12 protein-coding genes and 1 pseudogene are annotated in these 16508 nt (G+C 50.7%); 4 read left to right on the plus strand and 9 right to left on the minus strand.

Annotation, left to right across the window (positions count from 1 at the left end):
- Positions 1-80: 80 nt before the first annotated feature.
- Positions 81-908 carry a hypothetical protein gene (locus tag L9W92_RS08285; RefSeq protein ID WP_240083282.1) on the plus strand — a complete coding sequence of 276 codons (828 nt, stop codon included), beginning with the start codon at positions 81-83 and terminating at the stop codon, positions 906-908.
- Positions 909-1051: 143 nt separating this feature from the next.
- On the plus strand, positions 1052-1294 hold the full coding sequence (locus L9W92_RS08290) for a hypothetical protein (protein WP_240083283.1): 243 nt from the start codon (positions 1052-1054) through the stop codon (positions 1292-1294).
- A 64-nt stretch (positions 1295-1358) separates the two neighbouring features.
- Here the strand turns inward: L9W92_RS08290 and L9W92_RS08295 are convergent, their stop codons facing one another.
- On the minus strand, positions 1359-1541 hold the full coding sequence (locus L9W92_RS08295) for a hypothetical protein (RefSeq protein WP_240083284.1): 183 nt from the start codon (positions 1539-1541) through the stop codon (positions 1359-1361).
- Positions 1542-1555: 14 nt separating this feature from the next.
- The gene (locus tag L9W92_RS08300; RefSeq protein WP_240083285.1) at positions 1556-2905 is read right to left on the minus strand and encodes an ATP-binding protein; all 1350 of its coding nucleotides are present in this window, start codon (positions 2903-2905) and stop codon (positions 1556-1558) included.
- Positions 2906-3168: 263 nt separating this feature from the next.
- Between L9W92_RS08300 and L9W92_RS08305 the strand changes: the two genes are divergently transcribed.
- Both L9W92_RS08305 and L9W92_RS08310 read left to right on the plus strand, forming a co-directional pair.
- Positions 3169-3588 (plus strand): hypothetical protein, encoded by a 420-nt coding sequence (locus L9W92_RS08305; RefSeq protein ID WP_240083286.1) that lies wholly within the window; start codon positions 3169-3171, stop codon positions 3586-3588.
- A 180-nt stretch (positions 3589-3768) separates the two neighbouring features.
- A complete protein-coding gene (locus L9W92_RS08310; protein ID WP_240083287.1) occupies positions 3769-4326 on the plus strand; it encodes a spore coat protein in 558 nt (185 codons plus the stop codon).
- A 100-nt stretch (positions 4327-4426) separates the two neighbouring features.
- Here L9W92_RS08310 and L9W92_RS08315 read toward each other — a convergent pair whose 3' ends face one another.
- The 7 genes and pseudogenes from L9W92_RS08315 to L9W92_RS08345 form a co-directional block, all read right to left on the minus strand.
- Positions 4427-4675 carry a DUF3243 domain-containing protein gene (locus L9W92_RS08315; RefSeq protein WP_240083288.1) on the minus strand — a complete coding sequence of 83 codons (249 nt, stop codon included), beginning with the start codon at positions 4673-4675 and terminating at the stop codon, positions 4427-4429.
- Between the two features lie 108 nt (positions 4676-4783).
- Complete coding sequence (gene addA, locus L9W92_RS08320) at positions 4784-8623, minus strand: helicase-exonuclease AddAB subunit AddA (RefSeq protein WP_312038076.1); 3840 nt, start codon at positions 8621-8623, stop codon at positions 4784-4786.
- Positions 8616-12098 (minus strand): helicase-exonuclease AddAB subunit AddB, encoded by a 3483-nt coding sequence (gene addB / locus L9W92_RS08325; protein ID WP_240083289.1) that lies wholly within the window; start codon positions 12096-12098, stop codon positions 8616-8618. Before addB ends, addA begins: the two co-directional genes overlap by 8 nt.
- Positions 12099-12227: 129 nt before the next feature.
- Positions 12228-12629, minus strand: a complete 402-nt coding sequence (locus L9W92_RS08330; protein ID WP_240083290.1) for a thioesterase family protein — start codon at positions 12627-12629, stop codon at positions 12228-12230.
- A gap of 354 nt (positions 12630-12983) precedes the next feature.
- Positions 12984-14639: an FAD-dependent oxidoreductase gene (locus tag L9W92_RS08335; RefSeq protein WP_240083291.1), complete on the minus strand. Its 1656-nt coding sequence runs from the start codon at positions 14637-14639 to the stop codon at positions 12984-12986.
- Between the two features lie 23 nt (positions 14640-14662).
- Entirely contained in the window at positions 14663-16150 is a 1488-nt protein-coding gene (gene pnpS / locus L9W92_RS08340; protein ID WP_240083292.1) for a two-component system histidine kinase PnpS, read from the minus strand.
- 1 nt (position 16151) lies between these two features.
- A pseudogene (locus tag L9W92_RS08345) lies at positions 16152-16508 on the minus strand (response regulator); the annotation flags it as partial.

A 16508-nucleotide genomic window follows, 5' to 3' on the forward strand; every position in this document is an offset into this window, starting at 1 on the left:
TCCAGTAATAACCTGCTGCATAAAGTAGAATAATATTACAAAAGGCACATTAAGCCTAAATCTAGCAAGGGGGAAAAACAATGGATCAAATTTATCAGCTTCACAAACAGATTCAAGATTTGCGGCAGGAAGTCAACAGCATCAGTCAAGTCGCAGGGCAGCTACAGCGCTCGGAAGCCAACCACGCGGCGCAGCTTCAGCAAATGAGTCAAAGTGAAAACGCCGCGACACAACAGCTGCAGGCTATTCAGCAACTCTGCAGCCGTTTAAGCCAGGACGTTAATGTAATCAGCAGTATAGCTCAGCAAATCCCGCAAATGGCCGGCATGCAAACCGGCCAGTTCAGCGCCGGTATTTACCCGGGCCAAATTAGCACAGGGCAGTTCGGCAGCTATAACCCCTCTATCAGCACCAGTCAATACGGCCAGCCTGCTTTTGGAACTTTCGGCTCCCAGTTCGGCGGTAACAAATCAGATGAATACGCGCGCAATCAACAAATCAGCCCAATGGCGGCTAACCGTTACGGACTAGGATTCAGCAGCAACGATTTCGCCACCAACCAGCAAATCAGCAACATGGCGAATCAGGGAATGCTGGGTTCGCAAGGGAACTTGGGAATGAGCGCATCCGGCACCAACACATACAGCGGCACTACCTTGGGTACTGGATTATCACAAGGCGGCTTCTCCGGCACCAGCGCGGGCAACTACGTCTTTGCACCCGCACATCCCGTTTCTTATCAAAACACACCAAGCCAGTATGGAGTAAGCGGATTTGCCGGAAGCCAGTATATACCCACCTCCGGTTCAAGTCAACTCAGCACTTCCGGGCAGATGGGCACCGGCCTCGCGAATCAATCCTTAATGGGAATGAGCAGCCAAAACATCGGCCAGTTCAGCAATTTCTAATAAAAATACTATTAAGGCAAACGGGGGGACATCCCCCCTTATTTTTTTGGAAACAGCACGAAAAGACAAATTACACCCTTAACACTAATTACCAATTAAGTTATAATTACCTAAACAAATGCTGATAACAAGGGGGAGTCGGCTTGGCAAAAGTATTAAGGGAAGGTGCCTCATACAGCCAACGCGATATAGTAGAATTGCTGGGAGAATTTTCAGCATTTAAAGACAGGGTGGAAAAGAGATTTAAAGAACTGTCCCACGAGCTTGAAGGCAAAGCCAACGAACATGATCTTTGGGTCAGCCTTTACCTCATCTCCACAGACTACGCTGAAGAGATCGCCGGGAGAAAGCATAAGCAGCAAGAGGCAGTCCAAAAGATTTCGTAGTCATGAGCCCCGCGTTAAATCCGCGGGGCAAATATTTTACCGTCCCCGGAATAAAGCAGCCGGGCTAGGAAGGATCAACCTCACCCGGATCTGTTTGAGGTATTATCGTCAGCAATAATTGCAGAATTCGGAGAAGTTCTCTTTGCTGATCCGCGGGTAAAAGGTCCACCTGTTTTAATATTGCCTCTAGCTGCTTGTTCATCGGCGTCTCTTTGCTGTAAAAATACCATAAGGGCAAACCACACATTTTATTAAGCCTCCTTATTCTCCGTCATCACCCTTGATTTTCGCTTCCAGCCAATCGATAAATTGCCTCGCGGTGCGGGGTGAACGGCCATTGTGCTCCATTTCCCATATAAGAGCCTCATCGCGCAATGTCTTAGAATCAATATCAATGTTTCTAATAGAAGCAAGTCCTTCAACTATTTCAAGATACTTTTTCTGGTCAGGAGTTGAAAAGGTAACGGCAATGCCAAACCGATCCGCCAGGGACAGCTTTTCCTGCAAGGTGTCGGCGGCGCGAACCTCGTCATTGTTGCCGGACGACAGGCCCGCTCTTTCACTAAACTTCTCTTTAACTAAATGACGCCTGTTGGAGGTTGCGTATATCACGGCATTCACCGGCTTGCTTTCCAAGCCGCCTTCTAAAACCGCCTTTAATGCGGTGAAACTTTCTTCACTGTCCTCAAAGCTCAGATCGTCAATGAATAATATAAATTTTTGCGGTCTATTGCGAATCAATCTGATAATCTTCGGGTAATCCTCAAGATATTTTTTGGGAATTTCAATTATCCGTAAGCCCTGCGCGGCAAATTCGTTTAAAAGAGCCTTTACGGTGGAGGACTTGCCTGTGCCCCGGTCCCCATAAAGCAAAACGTTGTTTGCCGGGTGACCTTTTAAAAAGAACATGGTATTATCCAACACAACTTGTCTTTCCGCGTTATAACCCACTAAATCGGACAATCTCACCGGATCTGTCGATGCAAGTCCTTTTAAGCCATGAAAATCCGACTGCTCTTCCCAAATAAAGCCTGCATACCGGGCGAAGTTTCCCGCGCCATTGGCTCTGTGGAATTCAGCCAGTGCCTTGATACAATTCGCCCAGGACTGATTTTGGTCCAGTATTTGGTATATATTGAGACGCCCATCCCGTACGCTATTTAAACTGCTGTCCCATTCAGGAAGTTTTTCCGCTGTATTTTTTTCTGAATTATATTTGGCGGCATAACCGCTCAAAATAATATTCTTCAGCTCCCTGGATGACAACATTGCCACCTTGTGGAGATTTTCCAGGTCATTCTCCACAGTTCGCAGCAGTGGAATATCAATATCTGCAAAACTGTGTTTCTCCGCGATACGCGTAAAAGCATTTTCGTCGTATAAAACACAAGTAATTACATAGTGCTTGAAATTGCGGTATTCATCAGCTTGTGACAGGTGGTAAAAAAAGTTGTTGTATTCAATGAGCAGGGCATCAAAGTCCTCGCCCACCGCGCACAGTTTTTCCAGCAAAATATAAAGTTTTTTAATCAATGGATTTTTTAGAATACCGCGGTAAACCGTTAACGAATCCAAGGCTGTCTTATAATTTTTCGCTAAATGATTGCGCACTAAACCACTCCTCTGTCAAATACCAAAGCATTATGTGATAAGCGATTCATTTTCAATTATATCATAAAAGAATTTAAGGCCGTGCAATTGCCGCAAAATATTACGACTGCCTCAACCACAGGTATGATCATTTGGAAAAGATATTTTAGTTCAGGTATTTGCTATCGTTTTTACCACTAATTTCGCATTGATCTTATTTTCATGCTTATTTATATTATTTAATGTACAAAAAAACTCACCATTTAAAGGAGTTGAGCGGCAACATGAGAAAAATAGTCTTGCTGGCAATGGCACTAATCCTTTCAACCGCCCTATCTTCAACGGCGTTTGCCAGTCAGTCGAGGGATCGTGGTACCCATAATGATTCTAAGATTAGTCATTCGTCTCACAGCAATTACGGTTACAGTTGGTACAAGATTAAAGCAGTTTCTTATGCCAAAAATCATTATGATTATTATCAAAAAAGAATTGCGCAGCTAGAAAGAATACTACACCAGTATAATACAAGAAACCTGCGCAGTCATTGGAATTATGACAGAGACTTTGAAAGATATTTTTATGTGGATGACAACGGTGTAAGTCACTACTTCTACCTTGACCCGGATAAAGATTATATCGTTCATCAATATAAGGATAGCAATGGAATAACCCAATATTGGTTTGAAGACGCAGGCTGGAAATAGTTCCGAAACAGCAACTTCAGCGAGAGGCTGGTTATAGAATTTGCATATTGTTTATATGAGCAGTAAAACCGATCTGTCAACTGACACAAGGTTTGGTTTTACTGCTTTTTTTTGAATAATTTCCATGATATTAAACATAATAGTTTTAATCATACAATGATGGAAGGGAGAATGTGCAATATGGCCGCTAGCTTAGGCGCACACGAAGTGATGGAATTACACGAGGTTCTGACAGCCACCGTTGACGGTATTAATCAGTTCCAGCTTTATAGTCCTCATATAAGAGATCAACAGTTGCGCTCTATCTTGAATAATCAAATTAAATTCATGACAGAAGAGTACAATAATATGGTCCAAACTATCAACCAGCGTGGGAAAGGTGAATCAATTCCTTATCGTTCCGTAAAAAACGTGTCGCCTTCCTATGGCCTGCAGAATCCTCAGCCACAAGCGCCTAATGTTTCAATGAATGAAATGGATGACAGGGACGTTGCCAGTGGAATGCTGGGGTGCCACAAAGCATCAGCTCTTGTTAAAACGATTGCATCCCTGGAATGTGCAGATCCGCATTTGAGGCGGATGCTTCAGCAAGGGGCCGTTAATTGTTCTGAACAGGCATATGAAGTATGGAATTATATGAACCAGAAACAATATTACCAAGTGCCGACGATGAAAGATATGACCACACAAACCATGGTAAGTGGTTTTACCTCGGCTAACATGGGACAAATCAGCTAGGTTAGAGATAACTGAAATTTAAACACCCCTGGTAGTAATGAAGTGAACCCCGGAAAACGGACTGGGGTTCACTTCATTACTGCCAGGGGTGTTTCCTCATTTATGTATTTTCAACGAGCCTGGTAATCATTTTGGCCAAGGCCTTCTTCTCTCCCTCCTCGCCGACTTCCCATAATTCTTTCAGTAGTCGCTGTTCTCTATTTGCCGGGTCTAAATTGTTCGCAAAGAAGTCCCCAAGCCGGTAAGCGAATTTATCTACCGTATCATCGGACACGCCTACTAAATCCGCGGTTTTCACGGCTTTACCCAGAGTTTTTTTCCACATATTCCAGGATATATCCGCTTCCATACGCACACCTCCACGATTGTTTTTCAGCCATTCTCTCAATCTGACTTCTGATTAGTTACAAATATTTTATCCTTCTATCGTTTTTTTAGTCATGCTATACTGAGCAGGTCAGCTGCATCTTATTTCTAGATCCAGATTAAACAAATATAAATATGTTTCCTTTACCTTACTCCCATAGATATTTTCCACCGCCCTGGCATAGATGTTCAACTGGCCGCGATAACGCGCCATCACCTGCTCAAGCTGGTCTTTGCCGATCCGGTCGGTTTTGTAATCTAATAACAACAAGCCGTCACCTTCGTCAACCAGGCAGTCAATGATGCCCTGCACCAACACTACCTCGCCGGAATCACCGGCAAGTCCGGAATAGATCTCCCCGGCCGGCAACGACAAGGTAAACGGCAGTTCCCTGAAAACTTTTTTTCCAGAAAGCACACGCCTGCCGAGCGGCGATTTGAAGAAAAACATGATTTTCTCTACCGGCACTGAATCTGCCTGCTCCAATGTCAGTATTTCCATCCCGGTCATCACTGCCACCTGCTTCTTAATTGCCGCGGCGTCCGCGACATGTGTCAAATCCAGATTCTGCATTACCAGATGCAGGGCTGAGCCTGCTTCAGCGGCAGTCAAGCCATGTTCCTCCTGCATAAAAACCGGCCGCCTGCCAATAGGCGGACGATAATCCAGGGATGCTCCCTCATCCTCCACAATTTGCCGGTCAAACCTTCGTTTCAGGTCAGTTACTGAAGACTTTGCCGCGCAGCCGGTCAGCCCCAAATCAGGATATTTCCATTCCAACCGGCTTTTCACAATCCCGGCAAACCGACTGTCCGTGTCCACCGGCTCCATCCGGCGGACTTGACTTAATAACTCCCTTTCGGATGGTTTTTCCTGTTCTGAAGCGGCGCCTCCACCCTTAAAAAATACCGCCCAGCGTGAGGAGTCCCCTGCCACCGCCGCCGGGGGCTGATCATCACACAGCGCCAGTTTTCTTATTCCCGCGCCGTCTTGATGGCGGGCAAGAGCCGGAACCAGCCAGTCCAGGCAAGAACTTGCCCCGGCCAGTTCACCGTCCGGCAAAGCCCACCCCGCCGCCGCCACCGGACCGCACCAGCGGCGGGCGTGCGCCGGGAGATTGCGGACCGAGCCGACCAGAATCAACTTCTCTCGCGCCCTGGTCATGGCCACGTAAAGGATTCTTAACTCCTCAGCCAAAGCTTCCATTTTTAATTTGTGCTTTATAGCCAGTTTGGCTATCGTAGGATAAGTAATTCTTCTCTCCGCGTCAATTAACTGCGGCCCCAAACCTAAATCCTTGTGCAGGAGCATTGTTTTGTTCAGATCTTTCATATTGAATTTCTTACCCAACCCGGCCACAAAGACCACCGGAAACTCCAGCCCCTTGCTTTTGTGTATACTCATCAGCCGCACTACATTTTCTTTTTCATGCAAAGCCCGTGCCGCCCCCAGGTCGCGTCCGCCGTCTTGAATACGCTCAATAAAGCGGAGAAAGAGAAACAGCCCTCTGAACCCGGTGGTCTCATACTGCTGCGCCCGCTGGTGCAGCGCCCGCAAATTAGCCTGCCGCTGCCCGCCGCCAGGCAGTCCTCCGACAAAATCATAGTATCCTGTCTCCCGGTAGAGGGTCCAAATCAATCCGGCCAGTGTTCCCCGCCGGGCGGTAGTGCGCCACCCGTCCAACTTTTCCAGAAAACATGTTAAACGGTCCGAAATTGCCCCTTTCATCAACGCCGCCGCGGACACCACCGCCTCAAAAAAATCGCCCTGGCGCCGGCACAGCCTGATTTGCGCCAGTTCCCCAGCGTTAAGCCCGACCACAGGAGACCGTAAGACTCCGGCCAACGGCACATCCTGGCGCGGGTTGTCGATTACTTTTAACAATGCGAGAATAGTTTCAACCTCAGTCGCCTCAAAATAACCGGTAGCCAGTTCGGCGTAAGCAGGCACCCCCATCCGCCGAAATTCTTCCAGGAAGCTGTTGGCATAACCGGTGGTGGCGCGCAAAAGCACCACTATGTCACGGTAAACCGCCGGGCGGTATTTTTTTTGATCATTATCGTAAATCAGCGTTCCCGCCCCTCCTGCCGGGTCATTACCGACAATTTCCTCAATCCTGGACGCTACCAGGCAGGCTTCCATTTGCACCGCGTCCAGGTCCGCCTCCGGTTCTCCGGAATCATCTGACTTGTCATCTCCGGAACCGTCCGTCGCAATAACATCTTCTGCGGGGTTTTCAGCCTGTTTGCCGCGCTCAATCAAATACACTTCCACTGTTCCGTCCTCTGCCGTCACTCTCCCGTCAACTGCAGGATAATCAGCGCCATAAATCAGTTCCGCCCTTTGATTATAGGTAAGCTCGCCGACTGCGGGAGACATCAACTGGCGAAAAATAAAGTTCACGGCGTCAACTACTCCCCGGCGGCTGCGAAAATTTCTGGCCAAATCAATCCTGCGCTCCGGGCCGCCCGGCTGCGACGGATACTTTGAGTATTTATCCAGAAAAAGGCCGGGATCCGCCAGCCTAAAGCGGTAAATACTTTGTTTGACATCCCCGACCATGAACAAATTCGGATGCGCTTCACCCTGCCGTGACACCAGCCGCAATATTGCCTCTTGAACCGCGTTCGTATCCTGGTACTCGTCCACAAGCACTTCCACAAAGCGCTGCCGCAGCTCCAGGGCCAATTCCGACGGAGCCAACCCATCCGGTCCGGCAGTCGACAAAATTCGCAGGCAATAGTGTTCCAGGTCGTTGAAATCAACCAGCCCTTTAGCCGTTTTGGCCTCTTGGTACGCTTTATCAAAATCGCGCACCAGTTCCGTTAGCTCCTTTACCAGCGGGGCAACGGCGCGCAGATCGGCGCAATAGTCTTCCGGAAGGCGGGAGAAATAATCATCTTTAAGAGTTTTTATTTGTTTTTTGGCATAATCACGTAAAGCAGTCACTTGTTTTTTTAAGCTCTGCTCGACCCCGGCATCTCTAACTGCCTTTAATTTGCCGAAACTAATTGTGTTAATAATGGAATAAAGACTGGCCCAGCTCATGTCCGCCGCACAAGCCCGGTCCAGACTGAGCGCTGCGTCACGGTCAGCCTCAAGGGTGTCTATATATGCACGCGGGCCGCCTGCCCTGCCGGCCAGCCGGATAGCCATTTCAAGCGTCGCGACAATCCCGGCCGCCTCAAGCGCAATCGCCTTCTTTAAGGATGCGCTCCAGGGGAGCCGGTCGAATAAGATATCCTCCGGCATGTCGAAACCCGCCGCCAGTTTTTCCAGCCATTTTGCCGGTTGAGGCATGCTGCGGGCAAATCTGTGTAATTCCAGAACAAGCGCCTGCAAATCCGTGTCGTCTCTCTTTCCCCCATAGCAGTCAACTAATGTGTTGAAAGGGAGGTTATCACCGGCGTTGTAACGGCGCTCAAAAAGCTCTTCCAACACCTCCGCCTGGATTAAAGCAGCCTCGGTTTCATCGGCTACCCGAAAAGACGGATCCAGGTCAATCCGGTAAAAATGCTGACGAATAACATCCAGGCAAAAAGAGTGAATGGTGCCGATGCTGGCGTGGTTGAGCAAAGACATTTGCCTACTTAAATGTTTTGATCCCGGGTGTTCGTCGATATGCGCGGCAAGCGCGCGGCCGACGCGCTCTCTCATTTCAGCCGCCGCGGCATTGGTAAAAGTCAACACCAGCAGGCGGTCAACATCGGTCTGCGCCGTCAGGTCGGTAATCCGGCGAATGATCCGTTCCACCAGGACCGCTGTTTTACCGGCCCCGGCGGCGGCCGCCACCAGCAAATTGCCGTTACGGCTGTTCATGGCTTCGAGTTGCTCCGCCGTCCATTCTCTTTTGCCTTTTTGTTTAACTTTGGCACTGATCAAGCTGCGCTCCATGCTCTCAAATTGTTCCCGCGGCCCGCCGTTACTCAACGTGCTCACCCCCCAGTATTTCAGCCAGCTTGCCCCATATGATGTCTTTCCGTACCGGCGCGATCTGACGGTAGGCGTTCCCTTCCACCAGTTCGTCAAACGAACAAACCGGGCTGAAAAGGCAGTGCTGACACGAGCGGAAATTCCCCTGGCGATAGGGAGCGATATCCACCACGCCGCTGATAATGTCGTTCCCGGCGGATAATAACTGCATGCGCAGGTAAGCCCGCAGCAATTCAAACTGCTGTCCGGTGAGAACAGCGGAGCGGGCGGCAAAATCACCATCTCTCTTTAGCTGCACCGGAATCAGGTCTGAGGGGCCAGAAAGCCCGCTGTCCATCATCCCGACAACGGCCGGGTCGGCGAGCAGCATACCCTCCATCCTCATTTTCCTGAGAATGCTTTTTTCCAGCTCCTCGTCCGGGGGAATTTCACCGCTGGTTTTGATTAACGGGTCGTCCAGGCTGAAATAAAAAATCGCGCCGGGCAGGCCCGGCCCACCCGCCAAACGGTCCGCCTGCCGCAGCGCCACCTCGAGGTAGGTCAACAGCTGCAGTTTCAAGCCGTGAAAGATGTCCGAGAGATTTATGGTCACCCGGCCCGACTTGTAATCAATTACCCGCAGGTAAATCCCGGCGTCGCCACGAGCCGCGTCAACGCGGTCGATCCGGCCGGTTACCGCCATCTCACTGCCGTCGGAGAGAATAAAGGTTACGGCGGGCAATTCACCCTCCAGCCCGAAAGACAGCTCCAGCCCGACCGGGCGGAATTTCCCCCGCTGGGCGTGCTCAGACAGCACCAGCGCCGCACGCTGCACGGTGCGCTTGATTTTCCTGGTGAGGTAGCGCCGCCGGGCGGAATTGAGCAGTATTTCGTTCTGCAGCCTGGGAGCGAGATAGTCCACCACTTCCCCGGCCAACTTGCGGCAGTCTTTTTGGTTTAGTTCACCCCAATCCAATCCCATTTCCTGGACCCGGTCCCCGTAAAGCTTTAGCGCCGCGTGAAAAAATTGTCCCAGGTCCGGGGCGCCCAGCCTGAAAACAGGCCGGTCCCGCAGCCGCAAGCCTTGAGATAAAAAATGGGCAAAAGGGCAGGAGCGGAATTTTTCTATACCGGAAACGCTGGTTTTCAGCGGCTGCCCGTACAGGAGTTTCGCGGCGCCGGGAGTTAGCCTGTCTTCCTTGTTGTTGTAAAATAGACCGGATAACGCGCGGGTACATTCCTCCCGCCGCTCCCCCCGCGCAAACCAGTTGTATACATCCCACCAGATGGGATTTAAGGAGCGGCCACCCTTGGCTTCCCTCATTTGAACAGCCAAATAAGACAGGCAGCGGCCGGGGTTTGTCACAAACTCAAGGTCTTCAGTACCGGCCGCGTTCGGCTCCACCGCCCAAACCCTTTCCTCAACGCCAGGCAATAGTTCCCTAACCCGTGCAATCACCGGCGAGGGCATATTCGCCCCGCCCTCATCGTCCGCCGACGGGTAGCTGAGAATCAAGCGCTCCGCCGATCGGGTCAGGGCGATATAAACCAGGTATTGCTCGTCAAAAACTTTCCGGCGGACACCGGGAGACAAAGGCAACCCGATCGCCTGCAGGCATTCCCTTTCCGTTTCGGACAGGACCCCTTGCCCCGTTATCCGGGCGGGCAGCACACTTTCATTAACGCCTATGATAAAAGAGGCGCGGGCTTGTGGGCTGCGGGAACGATCCAGGGAACCGGCCACTACCTGGTCAAGTCCGGGCGGGATCAAGCTCAGTCGCATGCTTTCAAAACCGGCGTCCAGTACCGCGGCATAATCCGCCGGCTTTAAAACCTCGTCGCCCAGTGTCTCCACAACCTGATCCAGCAAAGCCGTCAGCATATCCCACACCTGACTGTGCTCCCGGGCCACCTCCAGAAGCCCCTGTGTTTCAGCCCGCCGGCTCCAGCCTTCCAGCATTTCAGGAACCTCTAGCTCGGACAAAAGGTTAAATAGCGCTATTGTTATCTCCCGTACATTACCGGCCTGCCGGACCGCCCGGTGGAAGCCGGCCAGCGCTGCCGTCGCCGTCCGGCGAATCCGGTTGATCTCCTCCAATTCCCGGACCTCCGTTGATGAAACCTCAAGATCCTCCTCAAGCGTCAGCCGTCTCCGGTACTCCCAAGGTCTGGCGTCAACCCAGCGGCTGCCCCGGATGCCGTGCGCCAGCACATAGTTTTCCAACAAATCAACTTCTTCCCGGGCAAGCGGAATGAGGTCGGTTTTCAGATAACGAAATACCGGGTCATAGGTCCAGTCCTTCACTACCACCTCAAGCGCCGCACGGACCAGCTCAATCAGGGGATGGCTCATCACCGGACGCTTCCGGTCCACAAAAACGGGGATACCATGATCGTCGAAAACAACAGCAATAAGATGGTCATAAGCATCCAGATCTCTTGTCAGCACGACAATGTCACGGTAGCGGTAACCCTGGTCGCGGCACAAGCTTATTATTTCCCGCGCCACCCCCTCCACTTCAGCGCGGCGGCTCGCCGCAGCCGCCAGCACCACCCCGTCGCCGGTGTTTTTAGCGGGCGGCGCCGGGCGGCGGAAAAAGTTTTCTTCAAGGTAAGTGATGGAGGAATTGCGGAACCGGTTCTTTTTTTGCTCAAGTGTCAGCGGGCGTTCAACCGGCACCCGCTCCCGGGCCGCTATTTCGCACAAGATATCGTAAGTTTCCCTTGAAGGGTAAAATAGGTCGTTATCATCAAGGCTGCCACTCATTGCGGCCAGATCGGCGCACAAAGTGACATTTATCCGGCGCGACGATCGCAGAAGAGCGGCCAACACCTGGTATTCCTGGGGTGTGAACCCGATGAAGCCGTCCACCCAGATTTCCGACTCCTTGATCGCCGCCGCCTTTTCCAGGCGGCCCGCCAGCAGGCTCAGGTAATCGTCCGGGTCGGTAAAACGGCCGGCCAAATAAGCTTCCAATTCACCATATAAAAGACAGAGGTCTTCAAGCTTATCCGTCAGCAGGCTTTGCACTCCCTGCTCACGCAGGGCGTCCAAGCCCGCGGCCAGGTCTGCCGGCGTAATGCAGTAGGTTTTCATTTCACCCAAAGTGCGGGCCAGGGTATCGGCAAAACCAGGCTGTCCGGCCGCCCGTCCAAATACCTTCAAATTTCCCCGCCGCTGTTCCAGCAAGCGGCGCAGTGCCATCCGCTTGCCAAGCTCACCAATATGCGCCCGGGCGGCGCCGCCTACTTCCAACAGCACCCGGTAAGCCAGGCGCCGGAAACTGAGCACCTGAGCGCGGATAAAGCCTTTGACTCCGGCGGAGGAGACCAGAGCGTATTCTGTCTGGAACGTTGCCTGTTCCGGCACTAATAAAATCAGCGGCGGCCCGTCCGGCCCGGCCAGGAGTTCTTGCCGGACGGCGTCCAGGCAAGCGCGGGTTTTCCCTACCCCGGCCCTGCCGATAATAAAGCGCAAAGTCATGGTTTTCATTCACCATCCTATAAGCAAAACATCCCTTAAATGTAATAGAGCATATGTTCGGCACACAAAAACAAAATCCTCCTAATGGAGGAGCAAGATCAAAAAGAACCTTATATTATGATTATGTAATTAATGCTTCTATTTGCTTGCCGCTTTGCCTTCAACGCGCTTAATAAAGCCCGCCAACTCAACAATGAAACGCTCATGTACGCCGGTGCCAACCAGGTCTACTTCATCCTTCACCTCAATATTAAACAAAAGTCGCTTACCGTTCACTTCCACCAGCCGGGAGGTGGCGGTGACATTCATGCCCATAGGAGTTGCGGCCATATGTTTGACCTCAATTTTCGTTCCCACGGTGGTATAGCCTGCGTCCAGCAACGGGTCAACCGAAGAAAGGGCGGCCTTTTCCATCAGTGCGACCATAGCCGGCGTTGCAAATACATTTACCGCTCCGCTCCCGTAAGCCATGGCCGTGTTACCCTTATTTACTACAGTCGAGGCTTTTCCTTCAATGCCAACCTTTATTTCACGCAACATGCTATACCTCCCAGATATATCCAATCAGTTAACATTTTTTGAACGAATCACAAGAATTAAACATATTATATCATAATTTTATCATAGAATAAATTTGTAATATAATTTTATTCCTGTATTAATTCAGGTCATTTTATTTAAATTTTTTCTACAATGTTCATATTGACTCATTCTAAATATTCTGATAATATGATAATAAAAAATAATCTAAATTTTTTAGGGGAAGGGGGAACATTTATGAACGCTTTACTTGCTAAATCCAAAGAACAAAGTACGGCGGAACAAGATCAAATTGATGTTTACCTTGTACCCATTCTATTATACTAAAACACCCGCGTAACGGCGGGTGTTCTTTCATAATGCCGCGCTCCAGTTCATGTACCCCCCGCTGAGATTAAATACTTCACGGAAACCACTTTGCTGCAAAATTTTTAACGCCAGGTAAGAACGGTAACCGCTACGGCAATATACGACGGTCTTTTTCCGGGAGTCCAGCCGGCTGATATCCTGACGAAAGTGGTCAAGCGGTAAATGGACCGCCCCGGAGATATAGCCTTGATTGAATTCCTCGGTGGTGCGCACGTCAACAAGCTGTATATCCGCGCTGTTGCTTAGCTCCCGCCGCAAGTCCCGCGCCGTCAGGGTGGGAACCTCGCCCCGCAGAATATTTGATGCCACCATGCCGGCCATACTCACCGGGTCTTTGGCGGATGAATAAGGCGGCGCATATGCCAGCTCCAAATTCTCCATGTCCTTTACCGAAAAACCGGCGGCCATTGCTGTCGCCAAAACATCAATGCGTTTATCCACGCCCTGATAACCAACGGCCTGAGCACCCAGCAAACGCCCGGTTTCTTTATCAGCCATTAATTTTATCAACATAAATTTAGCTCCGGGGTAATAGCCGGCATGATCCAGGGGGTATGTGTAAGAAATATCGTATTGATATCCGGCATCGATCACTTCCTGCTCATTCAACCCGGTTTTTGCCACCGTCAACTTACCGATTCTGACAATACCGGACCCCAGTACTCCCCGAAATTCCATGTTGCCGCCCGCGGCGTTAGCCCCGGCCGTTCTCCCCTGCTTGTTTGCGGGTCCGGCCAAGGGTAAGCGGACCGGTCGTCCGGATACAAGATGCCTGGTTTGAACGATATCACCGGCGGCGTATATATCCGGATCACTGGTCTGCATCTTTTCGTTTACTTCCAACCCGCCTGTCACACCTATTTTCAGACCAGCCTCCCGGGCCAGTTCCAACCTCGGCCGTACACCTATTGCCGACACGGCCAGATCGGCCTGCAGAATACGGCCACTATTCAACTCAACCTGCTGCAGAATACCTGACCCCAAGAAACGGCGGACGCCATCCCCCAGGATCATTTGAATACCCTCATCTCTTAAGTGGCCGGCCACCAATTCTGCCACTTCCGGGTCCCACGCCGGGAGAACTTGGGGCAGCATTTCCACCAAAGACACTTCCAAACCGCGGGCAAGCAGGGCTTCCAGGGCTTCCAGACCAACAAAGCCGCCGCCAATAATTACAGCGGTGCGCGCACCCAGACCGGCAAGCAAAGCGCTTATTGAGTCGGCATCCGGTATGGTCCACAAATGAAAGATATTTGCCAGCCCGGAACCTTCCAGGGGAGGCAGCACAGGGGCACTGCCTGTGGCAAGAATAAGCTTGTCGTACTTTTCCCTGTATCCTTCTCCCGCAGCCAAATTTTTTACGACCACCTGCTTCCCTGCCGGGTCAATAGATAAAGCCTTTTGTTGAAGTCGCACTTCAATGTTGAAATGGTCCTTAAATCTTTCCGGAGTTGTAATCAGGAGGTCTTCTCTTTTCGGTATGACCCGTCCCACATAATACGGCAAACCACAGTTGGCAAAAGAAACAAAAGGGCCTTGTTCGAGAATAATTATTTCCGCGGCTTCGTCTGTCCGGCGGGCTTTGGCGGCGGCGCTGGCACCGGCTGCCACTCCGCCGACAACCAATATTTTCGTCGGCATACAATACTCCTCCCGGCAAGTTTTTAAACAACGGTACTTGTATTATGCCCGTTAACAGGCAGTTCAAAGGTAAAAGTGCTGCCCTCGCCCACCTTGCTTTTAACCTGTACGTTGCCATGATGAACGTCGATAATATGCTTCACGATAGACAAGCCGAGCCCGGTGCCTCCCTGCTCCCTCGAACGTGCTTTGTCCACGCGGTAAAAGCGCTCAAACACCCTGGATATACTGTCCTCGGGGATGCCTATTCCGTTATCCTGGACTTCGACTTTGACTTTGTCTCCACTAGATTGGGCACTGACACGAATCATCCCGCCGTTTTGAGTATAACTCACCGCGTTGTCGATTAAATTAATTAAAACCTGTCCGAGCATGTCAGGATCCCCGTGCACCATCGGCAGTTTTTCAGGAAGGACAACTTCTATGTTCAAGTCTTTTTCCGCTGCGCGAGGTTTAAAAATTGCCACGGTACGCTCCATTAATTCATGCATGGACACCGGTTGCCAGTCAGGCGCCACCTTATGGTCCTCAATTTTGGACAAGTTCAGCAATTCATCAATTAACCTGGTCAACCGCTCCGACTCAACGTAGATAATCTCTAAAAAATGCTTGGTTGTCTGCGCGTCTTCCAGGGCGCCGTCCAGCAGTGTCTCAGTAAAGCCCTTGATTGAAGTTAAAGGAGTCCGTAGTTCGTGAGAAACGTTGGCCACAAACTCACTGCGCATTTCCTCTAATTTCTTTCTGCCGGTAAAATCCCTCAGCAGCGCCACCATCCCGCCCCCGTCAACGCCAGTATCCATGAGCGGGGTCACTTGCACACGGAATAAACGAGGTTCAGGCGTCATAAGCTGAATTTGTTTTTGCACCGGCCGCCCGGTTTCAAGAAATTGGTTCAGCACCTTTTCAAAATCGCTGTTTCTGATCACTCTGCGTATGTTTTTGCCTTTGCTTGCTTCCTGAGTAGTGCCGAAAAACTTTTCCACAATGGGGTTGACGAGAATTACGCGGCCCCAATTGTCCATCGCGATAACACCGTCACACATGCTGGCTAGAATCGCCTGGACTTTGTTTTTCTCCGAAATAACATCATCAATATTTTTTTTCAGCTCCCTGGACAGGTAATTGATCGAACGCGCCAAGTCGCCGGTCTCGTCCTGTGCGAAGATGCGTATCTCCTGTTCCAGGTTGCCCCTGGCCATATCCTGGGCGATACTAGACATTTCCTCAATAGGGTTAATCAAACGCCTGTAAGTGATCCAGGCAAGTATCGCGGCGCTGATAAAAACGACAACTCCCATTTCCCAAAGAATGGGTTTATGCAGGGCATACAGCTGCGCCAGGGCTAAAAAACCCAGGAAGAGAAAAAAATAACTAATCAGTGGTCTCCATCCTATCCCAAGGAATGGTTTTGCAACGGGTGACACTTCCCAATCCTCCTTAAACCGTACCTGCCCCGGCCATATTTCACCGGTAAGGTTTCCATCCGGCAGGCATTCAATGTTTGTTCTCATTTAGTCTGTTTTTAATTCTAGCCGACAGCTCCCGCGGGCTAAAAGGCTTGGTCACATAATCATCAGCGCCCATTTCCAGCCCCAGCATCCGGTCGAGTTCCTCGGCCCTGGCACTGAGCATAATGATCGGAATACTTTTAGTCATCGTATCATTACGCAGTTCCAGGCATACTTCCAGGCCGTCCATTTCCGGCAACATGACGTCCAGCAAGATCAAATCCGGGGCTTCAGTCCGGGCAAGTTCAAGCCCTCGAACGCCGTCCAGGGCAGTCAATACCTGATAACCTTCCCGCTCAAGATTAAAGCGGACTAATTCAAGGATATTCTTTTCATCTTCGACCACCAATATCCTTGGCAT

Origin of the sequence: Pelotomaculum terephthalicicum JT (genome assembly GCF_022410535.1) — a bacterium.
Taxonomy (GTDB): Bacteria; Bacillota; Desulfotomaculia; order Desulfotomaculales; family Pelotomaculaceae; genus Pelotomaculum_D; species Pelotomaculum_D terephthalicicum.